14 protein-coding genes are annotated in these 18,784 nt (G+C 64.1%); 9 read left to right on the top strand and 5 right to left on the bottom strand.

Features of this window, described 5'->3' with window-relative positions; genetic code table 11:
* Positions 1–84 precede the first annotated feature (84 nt).
* Positions 85–3,855 carry a methionine synthase gene (gene metH, locus ACMDCR_RS14410; protein WP_413993168.1) on the top strand — a complete coding sequence of 1,257 codons (3,771 nt, stop codon included), beginning with the start codon at positions 85–87 and terminating at the stop codon, positions 3,853–3,855.
* Between the two features lie 94 nt (positions 3,856–3,949).
* Here the strand turns inward: metH and cckA are convergent, their stop codons facing one another.
* The gene (gene cckA, locus ACMDCR_RS14405) at positions 3,950–6,511 is read right to left on the bottom strand and encodes a cell cycle histidine kinase CckA (RefSeq protein WP_413993167.1); all 2,562 of its coding nucleotides are present in this window, start codon (positions 6,509–6,511) and stop codon (positions 3,950–3,952) included.
* A 388-nt stretch (positions 6,512–6,899) separates the two neighbouring features.
* On the opposite strand from cckA, the gene ACMDCR_RS14400 reads away from it, so the two are divergent.
* The 6 genes from ACMDCR_RS14400 to folP all read left to right on the top strand — a co-directional run bounded on the left by ACMDCR_RS14400 (position 6,900) and on the right by folP (position 13,952).
* Positions 6,900–8,153 (top strand): hypothetical protein, encoded by a 1,254-nt coding sequence (locus ACMDCR_RS14400; protein ID WP_413993166.1) that lies wholly within the window; start codon positions 6,900–6,902, stop codon positions 8,151–8,153.
* A gap of 188 nt (positions 8,154–8,341) precedes the next feature.
* Positions 8,342–9,541: a benzoate/H(+) symporter BenE family transporter gene (locus ACMDCR_RS14395; protein WP_413993165.1), complete on the top strand. Its 1,200-nt coding sequence runs from the start codon at positions 8,342–8,344 to the stop codon at positions 9,539–9,541.
* A gap of 292 nt (positions 9,542–9,833) precedes the next feature.
* A complete protein-coding gene (gene pabB, locus ACMDCR_RS14390; protein ID WP_413993164.1) occupies positions 9,834–11,192 on the top strand; it encodes an aminodeoxychorismate synthase component I in 1,359 nt (452 codons plus the stop codon).
* Positions 11,189–11,755: an anthranilate synthase component II gene (locus ACMDCR_RS14385; RefSeq protein WP_413993163.1), complete on the top strand. Its 567-nt coding sequence runs from the start codon at positions 11,189–11,191 to the stop codon at positions 11,753–11,755. The genes pabB and ACMDCR_RS14385 overlap by 4 nt, the downstream gene beginning before the upstream one ends.
* Complete coding sequence (locus ACMDCR_RS14380; protein WP_413993162.1) at positions 11,752–12,624, top strand: aminotransferase class IV; 873 nt, start codon at positions 11,752–11,754, stop codon at positions 12,622–12,624. The genes ACMDCR_RS14385 and ACMDCR_RS14380 overlap by 4 nt, the downstream gene beginning before the upstream one ends.
* Positions 12,621–13,952 carry a dihydropteroate synthase gene (folP, locus tag ACMDCR_RS14375; RefSeq protein WP_413993161.1) on the top strand — a complete coding sequence of 444 codons (1,332 nt, stop codon included), beginning with the start codon at positions 12,621–12,623 and terminating at the stop codon, positions 13,950–13,952. The genes ACMDCR_RS14380 and folP overlap by 4 nt, the downstream gene beginning before the upstream one ends.
* A 133-nt stretch (positions 13,953–14,085) precedes the next feature.
* On the opposite strand, the gene ACMDCR_RS14370 is transcribed toward folP, so the two are convergent.
* A complete protein-coding gene (locus ACMDCR_RS14370; protein ID WP_413993160.1) occupies positions 14,086–14,835 on the bottom strand; it encodes a rhomboid family intramembrane serine protease in 750 nt (249 codons plus the stop codon).
* A 201-nt stretch (positions 14,836–15,036) separates the two neighbouring features.
* Here ACMDCR_RS14370 and ACMDCR_RS14365 point away from each other — a divergent pair, with 201 nt between their 5' ends.
* Entirely contained in the window at positions 15,037–15,624 is a 588-nt protein-coding gene (locus ACMDCR_RS14365; protein ID WP_413993159.1) for a PAS domain-containing protein, read from the top strand.
* 101 nt (positions 15,625–15,725) lie between these two features.
* On the opposite strand, the gene ACMDCR_RS14360 is transcribed toward ACMDCR_RS14365, so the two are convergent.
* The 3 genes from ACMDCR_RS14360 to ACMDCR_RS14350 form a co-directional block, all read right to left on the bottom strand.
* Positions 15,726–16,085: a hypothetical protein gene (locus ACMDCR_RS14360; protein ID WP_413993158.1), complete on the bottom strand. Its 360-nt coding sequence runs from the start codon at positions 16,083–16,085 to the stop codon at positions 15,726–15,728.
* Between the two features lie 265 nt (positions 16,086–16,350).
* Complete coding sequence (locus ACMDCR_RS14355) at positions 16,351–16,770, bottom strand: DUF1489 family protein (protein WP_413993157.1); 420 nt, start codon at positions 16,768–16,770, stop codon at positions 16,351–16,353.
* Positions 16,767–17,408, bottom strand: coding sequence for a glutathione S-transferase family protein (locus ACMDCR_RS14350; RefSeq protein ID WP_413993618.1), 642 nt, complete (start codon positions 17,406–17,408; stop codon positions 16,767–16,769). The genes ACMDCR_RS14355 and ACMDCR_RS14350 overlap by 4 nt, the downstream gene beginning before the upstream one ends.
* A 198-nt stretch (positions 17,409–17,606) precedes the next feature.
* Here ACMDCR_RS14350 and ACMDCR_RS14345 point away from each other — a divergent pair, with 198 nt between their 5' ends.
* Entirely contained in the window at positions 17,607–17,996 is a 390-nt protein-coding gene (locus tag ACMDCR_RS14345; protein WP_413993156.1) for a hypothetical protein, read from the top strand.
* Positions 17,997–18,784 lie beyond the last annotated feature (788 nt).

Below are 18,784 nucleotides of genomic sequence, written 5' to 3'. Positions count from 1 at the left end.
ATCCCAGGAATGCCTTGACCTTCCGCCGCCAAAAGTATCATATAAGGACATCTTGATATCATAATTCGCTTATAGGAGCCGATCGTGGGCGCTCCCATCGAAGCCTTATTTCCTGCTCCGCCTGACACCGATCGAGGTGCGGACATTCTCGCCGCGCTGACAGCCGCCGCGCGCGAGCGCATCCTCATCCTCGACGGCGCCATGGGCACGCAGATCCAGGGACTCGGCTTCGAGGAGCAGCATTTCCGCGGTGAACGCTTCACCGGCTGCGAATGCCACCTCAAGGGCAACAACGACCTGCTGACGCTGACCCAGCCGGAGGCCATCGAGGCGATCCACTACGCCTATGCGATGGCCGGTGCCGACATCATAGAGACCAACACCTTCTCCTCCACCTCGATCGCGCAGGCCGACTACGGCATGCAGGACGCGGTCTATGACCTCAACCGCGACGGCGCCCGCCTCGCCCGACGCGCCGTCGTGAAGGCGGAGCAGCAGGACGGCCGCCGGCGCTTCGTGGCCGGCGCGCTCGGACCGACCAACCGTACGGCCTCGATCTCGCCGGACGTCAACAATCCCGGTTATCGTGCTGTTTCCTTTGATGATCTGCGCATTGCCTACGCCGAGCAGGTCCGGGGTCTGGTCGATGGCGGCGCCGACATCATCCTGATCGAGACCATCTTCGACACGCTCAACGCCAAGGCTGCCATCTTTGCCACGCAGGAGGTCTTCGCGGAAAAGGGCCTCCGCCTGCCGGTGATGATTTCCGGCACCATCACCGACCTTTCCGGCCGCACGCTGAGCGGTCAGACACCTACCGCCTTCTGGCATTCGGTGCGCCACAGCAAGCCCTTCACCATCGGCCTCAATTGCGCGCTTGGCGCCAACGCCATGCGCGCTCATCTCGATGAGATCTCGACAGTCGCCGACACCCTCGTCTGCGCCTATCCCAATGCCGGTCTGCCCAACGAGTTCGGCCAGTACGACGAAAGCCCAGAGGCGATGGCCCTGCAGATCGAGGGTTTCGCCCGCGATGGTCTGGTCAACATTGTCGGCGGCTGTTGCGGGTCGACGCCCGAGCACATTCGCGCAATCGCCGAGGCTGTGGGGCGCCACAAGCCACGGTCGATTCCCGCTTTCGAGCCGCAGATGAAGCTCTCGGGCCTCGAGCCCTTCACGCTCGACGCCACCATTCCCTTCGTAAATGTCGGCGAACGCACCAATGTCACCGGCTCAGCCAAGTTCCGCAAGCTGATCACGGCGGGCGACTATACGGCCGCCCTCGACGTCGCGCGCGACCAGGTGGCGAACGGCGCCCAGATCATCGATATCAACATGGACGAGGGCCTGATCGATTCCGAAAAGGCCATGGTCGAGTTCCTGAACCTGATCGCGGCCGAGCCCGATATCGCCCGCGTGCCTGTGATGATCGATTCCTCCAAATTCTCGATCATCGAGGCCGGGCTCAAATGCGTGCAGGGCAAGGCCCTGGTCAACTCGATCTCCATGAAGGAGGGCGAGGAAGCCTTCCTGCGCCATGCCCGGCTGGTGCGCGCCTATGGCGCCGCCGTGGTGGTCATGGCCTTCGACGAACAGGGCCAGGCCGATACGTTGGAGCGCAAGGTCGCGATCTCGACGCGGGCCTACAAGCTTCTTACCGAGCAGGCAGGTTTCCCACCGGAGGATATCGTCTTCGACCCCAACATCTTCGCCGTCGCCACCGGCATCGAGGAACACAACGGCTACGGCCTTGCGTTCATCGAGGCAGCGAGGCAGATCCGGGCTACCCTGCCCCATGCTCATATCTCGGGCGGCGTCTCCAATCTCTCCTTCTCCTTCCGCGGCAATGAGCCCGTGCGCGAGGCGATGCATGCCGTCTTCCTCTATCATGCCATCCAGGCCGGCATGGACATGGGCATCGTCAATGCGGGGCAGCTTGCGGTCTACGAATCCATCGATGCCGAGCTGCGCGACGTCTGCGAGGATGTGGTGCTCTATCGCCGCGAGGATGCCACCGAGCGCTTGCTCGCGCTGGCAGAACGTTTCCGCGGCGCCGGCGGCAGGGAGGCAAAGCAGCAGGATCTCGCCTGGCGCTCCTGGCCGGTCGAGAAGCGACTGGAGCACGCGCTCGTCAACGGCATCACCGACTACATCGAACCGGACACCGAGGAAGCCCGGCAGGCGGCAGAACGTCCGCTGCATGTCATCGAAGGCCCTCTGATGGCCGGCATGAACGTGGTGGGTGACCTCTTCGGCTCGGGCAAGATGTTCCTGCCGCAGGTGGTGAAATCGGCCCGCGTGATGAAGCAGGCCGTTGCCGTGCTGCTTCCCCATATGGAGGCCGAAAAGCTCGCCAATGGCGGTACCGGCGGGCAGCGGACCGCCGGCAAGGTGCTGATGGCGACGGTGAAGGGCGATGTGCACGATATCGGTAAGAATATCGTCGGTGTCGTGCTCGCCTGCAACAATTACGAGATCATCGACCTTGGCGTGATGGTGCCGTCCTCCAGGATCCTGCAGGTGGCCCGCGACGAGAATGTCGACATCATCGGCCTCTCAGGCCTGATCACCCCCTCGCTCGACGAGATGGTGCATGTCGCCTCCGAAATGGAGCGCGAAGGCTTTGAGTTGCCCCTCCTGATCGGTGGCGCCACCACCAGCCGCGTGCATACTGCGGTCAAGGTGCATCCGCGCTACGAGCGTGGTCAGACCGTCTATGTGACCGATGCCAGCCGCGCCGTCGGTGTGGTCTCCAGCCTGCTCTCTCCCGAGGCGCGCGGGGGCTATGTCGAGACGGTGCGGGCCGAATATGCCAAGGTCGCTACGGCCCACGCCCGCAGCGAGGCCGACAAGCTGCGCCTGCCTCTGGAGAAGGCAAGGGCCAATGCCCACAGGGTCGACTGGGACAACTATCAGCCGCCGCGCCCCACCTTCCTCGGCACCCGCGTCTTCGAGGATTACGATCTCGCCGAACTCGCCCGCTATATCGACTGGACGCCGTTCTTCCAGACGTGGGAGTTGAAGGGGCGTTACCCGGCCATTCTCAAGGATGAGAAACAAGGCGCGGCCGCGCGCCAACTCTTCGAGGACGCCCAGGCCATGCTCGCCAAGGTGATCGCGGAGAAATGGTTCCACCCTCGGGCGGTAATCGGCTTCTGGCCCGCCAATGCTGACGGCGACGATATGCGGCTATATACCGATGAGGGTCGGCAGTCTGAGCTCGCCACCTTCTTCACCCTGCGCCAGCAGCTGACAAAGCGGGACGGACGACCGAATGTGGCTCTGTCGGACTTCGTGGCGCCGGCAAGCACCCGCAAGTCCGACTATGTTGGCGGTTTCGTCGTCACGGCAGGCATCGAGGAGGAGGCCATCGCGCACCGCTTCGCCCGGGCCAATGACGACTACGCCTCGATCCTGGTCAAGGCGTTGGCCGACCGCTTTGCCGAGGCCTTTGCAGAGCGCATGCATGAGCGCGTGCGCAAGGAGTTCTGGGCCTATGCGCCGGATGAGGATCTGGCGCCTGACGATCTCATCGGCGAGCCCTATCGCGGCATCCGCCCTGCCCCCGGCTATCCGGCCCAGCCCGATCACACCGAGAAGGGCACGCTCTTCCGCCTGCTCGACGCTGAACAGCGCATCGGCGTCAAGCTCACCGAGAGCTACGCGATGTGGCCCGGCGCCTCGGTGTCAGGGCTCTATCTCGCCCATCCCGATGCCTATTACTTCGGCGTGTCGAAGATCGAGCGGGATCAGGTCGAAGACTATGCCGTGCGCAAGTCCATGTCCGTAGCGGAGGTGGAGCGTTGGCTGTCGCCGGTGCTGAACTATGTGCCGAGCGTGGAGGCGGCGGAGTAGCCCCTGGGATCGCAGGCATCCTTGCCTGCCCTTCCTTTTCTTCAGGCGTCTCGTTTCCAGGAGAGCAGGCAGGGATGCCTGCGATCCCAGGAAGCTACGGCCCCATGTTCGACTTCACGGCCTCGACCAGCTGCTTCATCGAGAACGGCTTGGGCAGGAACGCGAACTCCTCGCCCTCGGGCATGTTCTTGGCGAAGGCCTCCTCGGCATAGCCTGAGACGAAGATGATGCGGGTCTGCGAATTGCGCTTTCGCAACTCCTTGAGCAGGGTCGGGCCGTCCATCTCGGGCATGACCACGTCGGAGACCACGAGGTCGATGTTGTTCTCCGCCTCTTCCAGCGCCTGCAGTGCCTCGATGCCGGAACCGGCTTCGATCACTTCGAAGCCGCGGGCAACCAGGGTGCGGGCCGAAAGAGCGCGCAACGCCTCCTCGTCCTCGACCAGCAGGATGCGGCCACGGCCGGTGAGATCGGTGATCTCCTTCTTTGCCGCCGTCGCCGCGGCAAAGGGCTGTCCAGCCACCGCCTCCGGCTCCTCATGCGCCGCCTTGGCTGTCTCCACAAGGCGGGGCAGGAAGATCTGGAAGATAGTGCCCTTGCCTTCGACCGAATGCACCAGGATCGAGCCGCCCGTCTGCTTGACGATCCCGTAGACGGTGGAGAGGCCGAGGCCCGTGCCCTTGCCGACATCCTTGGTGGTGAAGAAGGGCTCGAAGATCTTGTCGAGAATGGCGGGTGGAATGCCGCTGCCATTGTCCTCGACCTCGACAGCCACATAGTCGGCCGGCGGCAGGTCGGAGCGGTCGAGCGCGCTGGCTTCCGAGATCGGCACGTTGCGCGTGCGGATGATCACCTTGCCGCCGTCGGGCATGGCGTCGCGCGCATTGACGGTGAGGTTCATCACCACCTGCTCGAACTGGTTGACATCGACCTTCACAGGCCAGAGGTCGCGGCCGTGCACGACGTCAAGCGTCACCTTCTCGCCGAGCAGGCGCCGCAGCAGCATGGAGAGATCGGAGACGGCATCGTTCAGGTTCAGCACCTGCGGGCGCAAGGTCTGGCGGCGCGAGAAGGCGAGCAGCTGGCGCACCAGGTTGGCGGCGCGGTTGGCATTGCTCTTGATCGACATGATGTCCTGGAAAGCGGGATCGCCCGGCTTGTGGCTGCCTATCAGGAAGTCCGCCGCCAGCATGATGGCGCCGAGAACATTGTTGAAGTCGTGTGCGACGCCGCCCGCGAGCTGCCCAACAGCATGCATCTTCTGGCTCTGGGTGAACTGCTCCTGCAGCGCGCGCTGCTCGGTGGTGTCGATCACGTAGACGATCGCCGCTTCCTTCTCGTTCTCACCGCCATCAACGGGCGCGAACCAGAAGCGGGCCGAGCGGTTGCCCTGCCCTACCAATGAGGCCTCGGCCGGATCGATATCGCCGCGACCGGCCATGGCCTGGCGCGTGAGCTTGTTGAGGCCGTCGCGGTCGCGCTCGACTACCGTCTCGAACAAGGAGTGGCCGGCCGCCTCACCGTTCAGAGAATCCTTGAAGAGGCGCAGGAAGGCAGCGTTGTTGCGCACGATCCTGGCGTTTTCGTCAACGGTGGCAATTGCGAGTGGCGAATTGTTGAAGAAGCGGGCAAAGCGTACCTCGGCCGCGCGCAAGCCTTCGGAAACATCGCCGCCGGGCCCGCGATAGATCACCAGGGTTCGCGACGGGCCGGGCTGGCCGTCGGCGGCATAGGCAATCTTGTGGAAGAGGCGCACGGGCATGATGGTGCCGTTGCGACGGCGCAGGTCGATATCGAAGATCTCGGTGCGCACGCTGCCGGGTTCGCTCGCCTGCGTCACCATCAAAGGCCCGGCATTGCCGGGCGCGATGTCGGCGAGCGTCAGGCCACCGGTGCCGAATTGGGCGAGATCATAGTCGAGCCAGCCGGCGAGCGTGGCATTGAGGTAGACGAGTTCGCCCGATGGATCAGCCGAAAAGAATCCAGCCGGTGCGTGGTCGAGATAGTCGATGGCGTGCTGCAGCTCCTGGAAGACATTTTCCTGGCGCTCGCGCTCGCGCGTGATGTCTGCCACCGTCCACACCGTCTCGGGCTGGCCCGATGGGCGCTCGATCGGGCGCACGCGCACGCGATACCAGGAGGCCGTGCCGGTCGGCGGCATGGAAGCGATGCGGAACTCCTCCGTCAGGCGCTTTCCCTCGCGCCCCGCCTGCGCAAGACGGTAGGTCGCCTCGGAAACATCGGGATCGCCGGTAAATGCGCGCTCGACCGTGCGCATATCCTCTTCGCCCACCGCCCCCGTCAGCGTGAGATAGGCCTGGTTGGCGTAGATGATGCGGCCGTCCTTGTTGGTGACGAGGATACCTTCGGGTGAGTCGTCGCTGATCAGCTTGGTAAGGTCGTTGCGCGCATTGGAGGCGAGGCTGAGATGGATAATGCCCATCGCCCAGAAGAACATGGCGATCATGCCGGCGATGGCAAAGGCGGCGAGAATACCCAGGCTGGCGATCTTGCCCCACTCGGGCGGCAGACCGTAAACGCCGAACGCCACCGCCAGGATGACGACGGCGAGCAAGATCACCCAGCGGTAACCGCTGGGCCGCTCACTGCGATCGACTGCGGCGCCCCGCGCCGCTGCCTCCTCGCTATCGGCCATGATCAACCCCACCGCATACATCCAAGAAACGATTCGCTGCAGCGAACCGAGCAATCGTCAGTTTGGCTTATCAGGTCACATTTCAAAATGTGTTAACCTCGTTCGCAAAAATAGCTGGCCGCCTGCCGTTGAGACAGCCCCCGCGCAGCGCAAGCCGGTCCATCCCTTTTTCCGGCCCGGGGCAGCGCTCGGAAAGGCAGGGTTGATCGTCTATTAACGTATTTGCCCGCATTAATGGCCAAATTGCAGGGATCGGCGGCCCTTTGGTTAGTTTGCGGTTGATTCTTGGACGTTAACCGTCTTCTAAGAAAATTACCCAGAAAGAGAACTGGTGGCATCCGGCCGCAAAAGCATTTCGGTGCCTGGCCTGATCTAAGGAAGCATATCGATGAATTCGTTGAACTCTTGGCTGCCCACGCAGTGGATCCCCTTGGCTATCTTGCTGCTGGTGGTTGGAGTCGTTCTCGTTGTTGTCTCCATGTATGCATGGCGGGCCATCAGCCGACCGCACGTGCGAGGCCTGGTCCAGGGCGGCCGGCAATCCCGCCTCGGCGTCGTAGATAAATACGATGTCGGCGTGCGTCAGCTCGTCCTGGTGCGCCGCGACAATGTCGAACACCTCATCATGATCGGTGGCCCCAACGACCTCTTGATCGAATCCACCATCCTCAGGGCCCGCACGGCCGGCCAGGCCGCGCGCCCCGCCGGTGCTGCCGTGCCGCCGCCGACCGCGGCGCCGGAACGCGTGTCGAGCTATCCGCCGGCCCCCCGTCAGGTCGAGGAGGATTTTGCACGCCCGGCCGCGGTCGAAGTGCCATCCGTGGCCCGGATCGAAACTGCAGCGCCGACACCGGCCCCCACAACCACGGCCGTCCCCGTGACGGCGCCGACCCCAGTACCGCCACTTGCCGTGGCTACGCCGGTGCCCACCTCCAGATCCGGCGTGATACCGCCGCGCGAGCCCGGTTTCTTCCAGCGAGCCTCGACCCGCTTCCAGAGCTTCAAGAATGCGCCTGGCGCCGTGCCCCCGCCCACGGCAAGCAAGCCCGAAAGAGAAGAAGAGGAAGAGCCGCGCGCCAACATCGATACCGCACATTTCGAGGAGTTGCTGGGCGCGTCGGAAGAAGAGACGACTGCAGCCACCACTACGCCGGTGAGCGAATTCAACTTCGAGGGCACCGATATCGAGCCGGCGCCTGAGGAGGTCGAGCCCGTCACCACGCCGCAGCCGACCACGACCCGCCTCACCCTTCCCGAAATCCGCCTGCCGGATCTCAAGTTGCCGCAATGGCGCCGCCCCGAGCCGGCGGCGACCACCGAGGCCCCCGTGGCGCCTGCGCCCCGTGTGGCGGAAGGCCGGGTCGAGCCGCGCTTCACGCCCGAGCCACGCCCGCTGGGTGGTGGCCGGGTGGAACCCAACGTCACGCCCCCCGAGCCTCGCGTTCAGGCGACGGAAGCCCCCGCCCGTCAAGAGCCGTTCCGTGTCGGCGAACGACTGACGACGCCGACACGGCCCTTGACCTCCCCGCCGCTCCCGACCACCACGCAGGCTCCGGTAGAACCGGAAGACCCCTTCGCAAGCCTCGAAGAGGAAATGGCAAATCTGCTTGGCCGCACGAAGGACGACGGCAGAAAGCCCTAAGCCGGATTGCCATCACACGAAACGGGCGGATATTCCGCCCGTTTTGCTTTCGTGACACCACGCAATCCTGTCCAATCCCGCGCAAGCGGCAGTTGCTATGGAGAAGTTAGGGCACTCTCCTCGTGGCTTGCGCTTTTGCCTCTAGCGGCCGAATAAGGCCGCCTCTCCACCCGTCAGTCGATTTGTCCATGCGCTCCTTCTTTTCCGATATAAGCGGCCAGTCCATCGGGATCGGCATCGTCACGGCTGTGGTGGGCTATACGAGTTCGGTGGCGGTGGTGATCAACGGCATGCATGCGGTGGGCGCATCGCCGGGGCAAATCACCTCGGGCCTTGCCGTCCTGTGCGCGGCGATGGGCCTTTGCGGCATCGGCCTCAGCCTTGCCACCCGCATCCCGGTCTCCATGGCCTGGTCCACGCCAGGCATGGCCCTGCTCTCCACTCTGCCCACGCCGGCCGGGGGCTATGCGGCCGCCGTCGGCGCCTTCGTCGTCACGGGCGGGCTCATCATGATCGCGGGACTGTGGTCGCCATTGGGACGACTCATCACCCGCATTCCCCGTCCCATCGCGGGCGCCATGCTGGCGGGCATCCTGTTCAAGCTCTGCCTTGCGCCGGTTGCGGCCCTTGGCGAAGTGCCGAAATTCGCCGTGCCGGTGATCCTGACCTGGCTGGTCGTCGGGCGTTTCTACCGTCTGTGGGCGGCCCCCGCAGCCCTGGCCGTTGCGCTCGCGGTCATGGCGTTCGCCGGCCAGGGCGCCGTCCAGCAACTGGCTCTCCCGGTGCTCGAATTCGTTCGGCCAAGCTTTGATTGGCAAACGCTTATTTCAATCGCCTTGCCGCTGTTCATCGTAACGATGGCCTCACAGAACATTCCGGGCCTCGCGGTGCTTAACACCTATGGCTATCATGTGCAGACGCGGCCGGCCTTCCTGGCCACGGGTGGTCTCTCGGCCCTCACGGCGATGCTAGGCGGCCCCACCATCAATCTGGCCGCCATCACCGCCGCCCTGTGCGCGGGACCAGACGCACACGCCCAGCCCGAGCGACGCTATACGGCCGCCGTGGTTGCCGGCCTCGTCTATGTCGTGATCTTCTCCTTGCTGGCGGCGATCACCACCAGCCTCGTCACTGCCTCCTCGCCGATCCTCATCGAGGCCGCGGCAGGCCTTGCGCTGGTCGGCGCCTTCGGCACCTCGATGCTGGGCGCCCTGCAGGACGAAACGCAGCGTCTGCCGGCGCTCGCCACCTTCCTTGTCACAGCGTCCGGTTTCAGCCTCTATGGCATCGGCGCCGCATTCTGGGGGCTGTGTGCCGGCCTGATGGTGCACTTCCTCTACACAGCCGCAAACATGAGCACGACAAAAGTCAAAAAAAGCGCTAAATAGGGGTTGATGTTCCGCGCGTCTCCACAGGGCTGAGAGATGCGGGACGCTTGAGGCCTAGAGCAAGGCGCGTCTACGCGTTAAACGCCTTTTGCTCTAATTCGTCGTTTCGACGCGTTTTGCGATCTTGCCGATTCCGTCAACTCGCGAGACGCTTTGGCCCAAGCGTGATGAGTTCCGGCCGGCTGACAGGGAAGCTGCCCGAAACTCCAATCGCCGAACATTGGAGCGGATTGCCCGCATAACACAAGCTGGCTGGGTCCCATTGGGGCGAGGCTGGAAGTGCTGACCTATCATGATCGTGCTCGAGATACCCTGGATCGATCCGGTTGAAGCCGCCGCTGCATTGGCTGAGCAGCCACGCCTCGCTTTGCTCGACAGCGCCATGGCGCATGAGAGCCTGGGACGCTGGTCCTACCTCGCCGCCTCTCCCTTCGGTCGTTTCACAGTGGTCGACGGTGCTGCCTATTGGAACGAGGAAGCCCTTGCGGAGCGCCCTATGGCTGCCCTGCGTACAATCCTCGCCCGCCACGCCCGCCCTTCCGTCCCTGGCGGGCCCCCCTTCACCGGCGGAGCCATCGGCTCGATCGCCTATGAGGCCGGCCATCTGTTCGAAGCCTTCGGTCCGGGCGTTCCACCGCCCGCAAAGGACACGACGCAGGTCGATCTGCCCTTCTACGATCGTCTCTTTGCGTTCGACATGATCGAGCAGCGCGCCTTCGCCATCGCGCCGGATGAGACCGGCGGGCAGGCGCTCTATCGTCAATTGGAACGCGCGCCGCGGCGTAGTCGGCCCCCGGCAGGCCTGGTCTGGCGCAACAGCCGCAGCCGCCCCGACTACGAGGCAGAGGTGGCCCGTGTCGTCGCCTATATCCGCGAGGGCGATATCTTCCAGGCCAACCTCTCCCATCGCTTCTCGGCCACCCCCCGGAGCGGTGCCGACGCGCTCGCAACCTATCGCACACTCCGCCGCGCCAACCCCGCTCCCTTCGGCGCGCTTCTGGTCGACGGCGAGCGCTTTATCGCATCGACTTCTCCCGAACGCTTCCTGCGCCTCGACAATGGCAAGGTGGAAGCGCGGCCGATCAAGGGCACCAAGCGCCGCAGCAGCCATGCAACGCTCGATGCCGCCATCGCCCAATCCCTGGTGCGAAGCGAGAAAGACCGGGCCGAAAATATTATGATCGTTGACCTTTTGCGCAATGATCTCTCCCGTGTATGCGAAGCGGGCAGCGTGCAGGTGCCGGTGCTGTGCGGCATCGAAACCTACGCCTCCGTGCATCATCTCACCTCCGTGGTCACCGGGCGCCTGAAGACGGGCCGTGACGTCGCCGACCTGATCGCCGCGACCTTTCCCGGCGGTTCCATCACCGGCGCGCCCAAGATCCGGGCCATGGAAATCATTGGCGAATTGGAGCGCGAGCCGCGCGGCATCTACTGCGGTGCCATCGGCTGGATCGGCTTTGACGGAGCCGCTGATCTCAATATCGCCATCCGTACCTTGACCTTCGACGGCCGCGATCTCCATGTCCGCGCCGGTGGCGGCATCACGCTGCTTTCGGATCCAGCCGGCGAATATGAGGAGACCCTCGCAAAGGCCGAGCGCCTGCTGGGCGCCTTTGACGACCCCGCCCGCGAGGAAGCGGCGGCATGATCCTCATCGTCGACAATTACGATTCCTTCGTCTTCAACGTCTCGCGTTATTTCGAGGAAGCCGGCGCGAAACCGCATGTGCTGCGCAACGATGCGGTGACGGCCCAGGATGTCGAGCGTCTCGGTGCGAGGGCCCTGGTATTCTCCCCAGGCCCGAAGACGCCACGGGATGCCGGCGCCTCGCTCGATCTGATCCGTGCCTTCTCCGGCAAGCTGCCGATCCTCGGCATCTGCCTCGGCCATCAATGCATCGGCGAGGTCTTTGGCGGCCGCACCACCCACGCCCGCACGCCGATGCATGGCCGCGCCTCGCGCATCGACCATGAAGGCGGTGGCCTGTTCGGCGGTCTGCCGCGGCCCTTCGAGGCAGCGCGCTATCACTCCCTCATCGTCGAACTCGACGATGAGGGACCGCTCGAGGTCACCGCTCGCAGCGATGAAGGCGAGATCATGGCCGTCAGCCATCGCCAGCACCCGACTTTCGGCGTGCAATTCCATCCGGAATCGATTTTAACGCCGCACGGTCACGACATCATTCGTGCGTTCCTGGATCGGGTTTCGTGAGTTTCCTCATTCATCGCCTGCATGCGCTGCCAGCAAGGGAAGGCGCTGCGATCAGCGTGCTCGATCGCGGCTTCCAGCTCGGTGACGGCGTGTTCGATACGATGGTGAGCTTCGGCGGCCATATCTTCCTGCGCGATCGCCATATCGAACGCCTCCGACGGCATGCCGAGACTATTGGCATCCGTGCGGATCGTGTTCCCTTCGATGATATGATCGACGAGGTTCTCGCCGAGGCAGGCGGCGAACATGCCATCATCCGCACCACGCTGACGCGTGGCCAGGCACCTCGTGGATTGTGGCCCGGCGGCGCGGCGGAACCGAGCTTGCTGGTCACTGCGCAGCCCTGGTCCCCGGTCTTGCTCGGCCAGCCTGCCCGACTCTGCGAGGCGAGCATCCCGCGAAACCAGCACTCCCCACTGTCGCGCATCAAGTCGCTGGCCTATCTCGACAACATCCTGGCCGCGCGAGAAGCAGCGGATGCGAAAGTCGATGACGCCCTGATCCGAAATCTCGACGGCAGCGCCGTCTGCTCCACGATCGCCAATATCTTCGCGGTGGTGGACGGCATGCTTGTCACGCCGCCGCGGAAGGATGGCTGCCTTGATGGCATCATGCGCGCGCTCGTTCTCGAGGAGGCGACGGCCATGGGCCTGCACCACGCGGAGCGCAGCCTCACGCCGACCCTGCTTGCCCGAGCCGACGAGCTCTTTCTCACCAATTCCGTTCGGGTGATCCGGCCGGTGACCGCTTTGGGCGAACGCAGTCTCCCCACCTCGGCTGTGACGGCGCACGTCCTCACCTATCTCCTTGCCCGCATCGAGCGCGAGACCTCCATACGGCTCGATCTCACTGCGACTCCGCTTCCATGAGTTCGTTGCCCATGATCTTCATTGCGCTTGGCGCCAACCTGCCCTCCCGCGAGGGTGCTCCGCGCGAGACTTTGCGCCGCGCAGTCTCGGCTCTCGCCCTGCGAGGCCTTGTTGTCGTTGCCCGCTCGCGCCTCTATCTCACCGAGCCGGTGCCGCGCTCGCGCCAGCCCTGGTATGCCAACCAGGTCATCGCCGTGGAGACCCAGCTTGCACCGCATCAGGTGCTTGCGCTGCTGCTGGAAGTCGAATTGCTGTTCGGCCGCGAACGCAGCGAACGCAACGCCTCCCGCACGCTCGACCTCGATCTCATCGCCTACGGCCAGGAGGTTATCGAGACGCCGGATCTCATCGTGCCGCATCCGCGCATGCATGAACGCGCCTTCGTGCTGGCGCCCCTCGCTGATATCGCGCCGGACTGGCGCCATCCCAACACCGGTGAGACGGTGCGCATTATGCTTGCCGGAAGCGACCGGGCCAATGTGCGTGCGTTAAGGCCGGTGCCTCTCCTGATGGGCGTGGTGAATGTCACCCCGGACTCCTTCTCGGACGGTGGACGCTATGACGCCGCCGAGGCTGCCATCGCCCACGCCCACGCCCTGATCGACGATGGCGCCGACATCCTCGACATCGGTGGTGAATCCACGCGTCCCGGCTCCAGGCCCGTCGACGTGGAAACGGAATGGGCCCGCATCGGCCCGGTGGTCTCGGCCCTGGCGCAGGAAGCGCGCGATCGCTTCCGGCTGGTCTCGGTCGACACCCGTCATGCCAAGACCATGGCTCGCGCGCTGGCGGCCGGCGCCAGCATGATCAACGACATCACGGCCCTCGACGATCCGGCCAGCCGCGAGGTCCTGGCGGGGTCCGAGGTGCCTGTGATCCTCATGCATATGCAGGGCGATCCCCAAAGCATGCAGGTCAGCCCCTGTTATGAGGATGTCGTGAACGAGGTGCGCTCCGAGCTGGACCGCAATTGCGAGCGGGCGATCAAGGCCGGTATTGCCGGCTCGCGTCTGTGGCTCGATCCCGGCCTCGGCTTCGGCAAGACGCTGGAGCACAATCTGGCGCTGCTGGATGCGACGCCGCAGCTGCGCACACTCGGCTACCCCGTCTTGATCGGCGCCTCACGCAAGAGCTTCATCCGCGGTGTCGACCGCGAAGGACCGGCGTCCGAGCGTCTCGGCGGCTCGGTTGCCGCCGCCATCTCCGCTGCCCAGCGTGGCGCCGATGCGGTGCGGGTGCATGACGTTGCCGAAACGCGTCAGGCGCTTGCGGTCTGGAGCGCGGTCGAGGGACAGGCTGGGAGTGCGGACGTCCTCGTCCGCTCTTGAAACGACGGCGTTTCAAGGTTAGCGCAACCTTTCATAAAGGCCGCGGCTAGGTAAGTATCGCCCTTGATGACTGTGCAGACCAGCCCCGGATGTCGCGTTTCAAGAGCGGACGAGGACGTCCGCGCTCCCGGGATCACACCACCCGCCGCAGCCTTGGCTGCTTGTCGAAGAAACGGAAGAGCAGCAGCCCGGTCAGGAAGCCGCCGATGTTGGCCGGCCAGGAGGCCACGCCCTGGGTTCCTGGCAGGATGTAGGGGCTGACGGCGTTCCAGGCGGTGATGAAGCCGAAGACTGCCAGCCAGATGCGCACATTCTGGTCGGCGAGCGCATCGCGCAGGGTCCAGGCAGGCTTGCGGAAGGCGGCGCCGCCAGCGACGCGGAAGGCGTTCATGGGCGTGCCGCCCTTGAACAGGAAGTGGATGGAGGCCGCGAATAGGCCGGCGAGGCCGCCGCCGGCGCCGACCAGCGCGGTTGGCCTGCCCCAATAGATCAGCAGGCAGGCGATCGATCCGCCAACGACGCAGAGCGCGCCGAAGACGAGGAAACGCCAGGTACCGAAGCGCCACGTCACGGCCGCGCCCAGCACCAGCAACGCAGCGCCATTGATCATCAGCGTGCCCGGATCGGACTGCAGAAAGAAAGTCGTCAGGAAACTTGTGACACTGGTGACATAGCCGCCCGGCAGGGCGGACGCCACGCCGTTGCTGGGGTCGTAGCGCAGTGGCATGAAGGCGAGCGCAAGGTCGATCCAATTCGCCCAGGACGACGGCAGTACAGCGCGCACGATATGGACCACCACCAGCAGACCCGTCAGCGCCACCGGCGCCAGCGGCACGTTGAAGGCAGCGGGTGGAGTGACTTTGTTGCGCGAATTCAAGGACAAGCGGGACACTCCTCGGGCAACCGTTCAAGCATGGCAAATCGGCGCGCTTATGACTAACGTCGAATCGGCGCCATTAACCATTTGTTAACATTAATAATTCGTTTCCAAGCAGTAACCATCCTGCCCTCTGCCGAAATTCCCATGGCCGGTGCTATCGTCTGACTGTCTCCCGCAAGACGGCGGGGCAATGGGCGGCTGACGATGAAGAATGCGGCAACACGCGATCTCTATGGCTACTGGGACAATTTGAGGGCTGGCCGGCCCGCACCCGAGCGTGTCGACATCGATCCTGCCGCCATCCGCCGCGTCCTCGGCGATACCTTCATCGTGGAGATCGACAAGAACCACACCTTCCCTTTCCGCCTCGCCGGCACCCACATGTGCGCCCTGTTGGGACAGGAACTGAGGGGCGCCTCCCTGCTCGATCGCTGGGCCGAGCAAGCGGTGCTGGAGGATGTGGTGCTTGCAGTATCCGCCGACATGACGGCACGCGTCGTTTCGGTCAAGGCGGGAACCTTGCAGGGACATGAACTCGATCTGGAGTTGCTTCTACTGCCGCTGCATCATCGCGGCAAGGCGAACGCCCGTATTCTGGGCTGCCTCACGCCCAACGAGGCGCCCTATTGGATCGGCCTGCATCCGATCGTCCGGTTCGAGATCACAGGGATCGAGAAGGTGTTGTACGGCCAGACGCTGCCCACAAAATCCGCCCGTTCAACCGCCCTGCCCGCCGGCGCCCGGCGCTACGGCCATCTGACGCTGGTCGATGGCGGTAAGGCGCATGCCTGATTGATGCGCCTCATCTTCAGATTAAATCGGCAAGAATCGCAAAGGCGCATCGAAACAAAGAGGTGCAGCAAAGCGGTGTTTACGCTCAATCGCGCTTTGCCTTAGTGCATGCGGTGGGCGTTTTCGCGCAGGGAGCCGGCTCGGCTCTGGTACAGGAGATCGCCGCCCACTCCTTCATCGAACAGCCTGTCGCGAATGACCTGGTAGCGATCCAGTTCGTGATGAAAGTCGTCGGCCAAATCCTGCCAGTCCTCGGCATCCTCGAGGCGAGAGGCCGCGAAGCGGTCTGCCGCAGCCGCCATGTCGGCGTAGGCCAGGGCAACCGGCGAAGTCCGGAAGAGCTTGGTTTCGTTGAGGCAGACTTCGCCCGTGTCGAGATCCCGAGCCTGGACTAGAAAGCCGTCAGACTGCACGATCACCTCGTAGCACCAGCCCTGCCCTTCCGTGGTTGCGATCAACATGGTGTCCTCCATCCACTCAACCTGCAGCCATGATGACAGAGTGGCGAATTTCTGAAGTGCTATCGTGCACACAACATGGTTAACGCATGGCAACCAATATCGGCCATGATGCCAGCCGATGAGTGCCATTTTGACGCAGGGGACGTGACCGTCTCGTGATTGTTCGATGCAGGGGCCGCGAAGGTAGGCGCTCCAAGCTCGGCGGCGATCACCGACCGCCAATCTCGGAAGCGGAGCGCTTGTTGTCGGAGAACATGTCGGTCCCTCAAACCAGGCCGATCACACGCAATTGCCGCTGCAGTTCCATCGGCAACTCGGCGTCGGGCGTACCGGCGCCAGCGAGGTCGGGCGGTGCGTCGGTGGCGCTCAGGTAGCGCCAGCCCTGGAAAGGGCCGCGCGGGCGGGGATCGACGGTCACCACGGCCGGATCGAGGACGATGTCGCAGCGGGAAATGCCGTCCTCGTCGCGATGGCCGCGCAGGTCGAGGATCCGCTGCCGGCAGGACACTACGCCCTTGATCACCCAGTAGAGCGAACCGCCGTCAAGAATGGCCTCGCGGTTCTTCGGCATCATGCGGGTGGTATGGATCTGCTCGCCGGCAAGACGCAGGCGCAGCGCAATCCACTCCTCCAGATCGGCGATCGATTCAGCGCCAACGCATAATTTGATCAGGTTGAGCGTCATCTTACGTCGTCGATATCCGCAATGATCTCGGCTTCATCAAGGGCGGCAGCCTCCCATTCGCGCCACATGGGTGTCGCCATCACCGCATCCAGATAGGTGCGAACCAGGGCCGGAACCTTGATATCATAAGCGTGGAGGCGATTGACAACCGGCGCAAACATCGCATCGGCATTGTTGAAGCGCGTCCCGAACAGGAAATCGCCGCCGGCCCCGAAGCGGGCGCGGCAATCGACGATGAGATCGACCACACGCTCGACACTCGCCAGCGTCTCGGTGTCGAGGACGATCGAACGGGGCTGGCGCTTGATGTTCATCGGGCAGTTCTTGCGCAGGGGCATGAAGCCGGAATGCATTTCCGCGCCGATGGAACGGGCATGAGCGCGGGCCTCCCTGTCCCGTGGCCAGAGTTCAGGGGCGATCTCGGCGAGATATTCAAGGATGGCGATCGATTCATGCACGAGGATATCGCCATCGATCAGGATAGGCACCTTGCCGGCCGCAGAGATGGTCTTGATGTTCGCCGAGGTCTGTGGCTGGCGCAGCCAGATGATCTGCTCCTCGAAGCCGATACCGGCGGCCTTGGCAGCGAGCCAGGGCCGCATGGACCAAGAGGAATAATTCTTGTTGGCGATGATCATCTTCAAGGCGGGCACTCCGGACCGAGTGCGGCACCATGCCCAGTTAACGCTTTGGGCGCAAACGAAGATTGAGATCGTCAACACCCCTGTCCGGGTTGGAACCAGCAAGCTCCCGCCGCGTTCACCCAGAGCGCTCCGCGAACGACCGAGGCGCGTTTGCTGACGTCACTGACTGTAAGCTACCAGGGAGTTACGATCGTGAAACGGATGCTTCTGATTGCCGGCTTGCTGGCGATTCCCTTAGCTGGATGCGCAGACGATGGCTATTATCGTAACCAGCCCTATGATCCGTATTACGCTGAGCCGGGTTATGCCGCGCCGATCTATTATGGCAATAGCTACTACTATGGGCGGGGCTATCCCCAGTACCGCTATGATCGCGACCGTTACCCCGGACGGCCATGGCAGGGCAGGCCGAGGCCGCCGGTAACCAGCCCCGGCCCGGTCGTCGCGCCAGGCGCCGGTGTCACCCCTCGCCCGCGGAGTGACTATTCCAGGCCTTTCGTCAACAGTGGTCCCGCCAGGAACGGCCCGCGCTATACGCCAGGCACAAGTCCCAGCTGTCCGCCGGGCACCAATGCGTGCTGAGCTGACTTGATCGCCGGATGGTATGCGGCCCCGCTCGTCCATACCATCCATGGCTCTTCAGGTGTCACTCAAAGAGCAGCTGCTGAAGGATCGTTAAATATTAGGTGCCTCAAGCCCGACGCTCTCGTGCCCCCTCCTCATGTCCGAACACCGGCTTGCCGATTCACTGATTTTGTAAATGTTCCCCAAGCATCAGACTCTCTCGCCTCCGCCGCCTTCTCACCGCGATGCGCAAACGTTCTCGTTCCCACGCCCTGTCCGGCTGGGTTGATGAGGAGACCGGGCGATGGCGGCTGCAGGGCAGCCGTGAAAGCAGGATTCATGGAAGATGCAGGCCGCACTGTCGATGCGAGCCGCCATCGCCCCGTTCCGGCGGCCCGGCACGCTGACAAAGCGCGTAGGACCACCCGTTTTTCCGCCTTGCTCAGGCGGAGGCGAGCCGGGAGCGGATGGCACGGACCATCCGAACCCGAACCCAGCCGGCTCGGCACAGGGGCTGAGCGACGTCCGTCCTGGCCGGACGGTGGCATCAGCCGTCTTCACCGCATCGGCGGGAGGAGGGACGAAGGCATTGCCGGGCTCAAGCCCTTCACGCTCCGTCCAGGGATCCAGGGCACTTCCATGGGGTGCCGATCCCGTCTGTCCCGCTCGTCACCCCTGGAGGCCGGCTTCGAAGGAAGCAGGACCGCCGCTTGCGCCTGCCACTTGGACAGGCCGCTGGGGTGGATGGAGGCGTTCGGGGCCGGGTTGCGCGCACGCCGGCCGCTGACGCCTCATTCCGTTACGGA

Source organism: Labrys okinawensis (genome assembly GCF_047345005.1).
In the GTDB taxonomy this organism is placed as follows: domain Bacteria; phylum Pseudomonadota; class Alphaproteobacteria; order Rhizobiales; family Labraceae; genus Labrys; species Labrys okinawensis.
The sequence above is the reverse complement of the archived record's forward strand: the minus strand, read 5'-3'. Positions and strand labels throughout refer to the sequence as shown.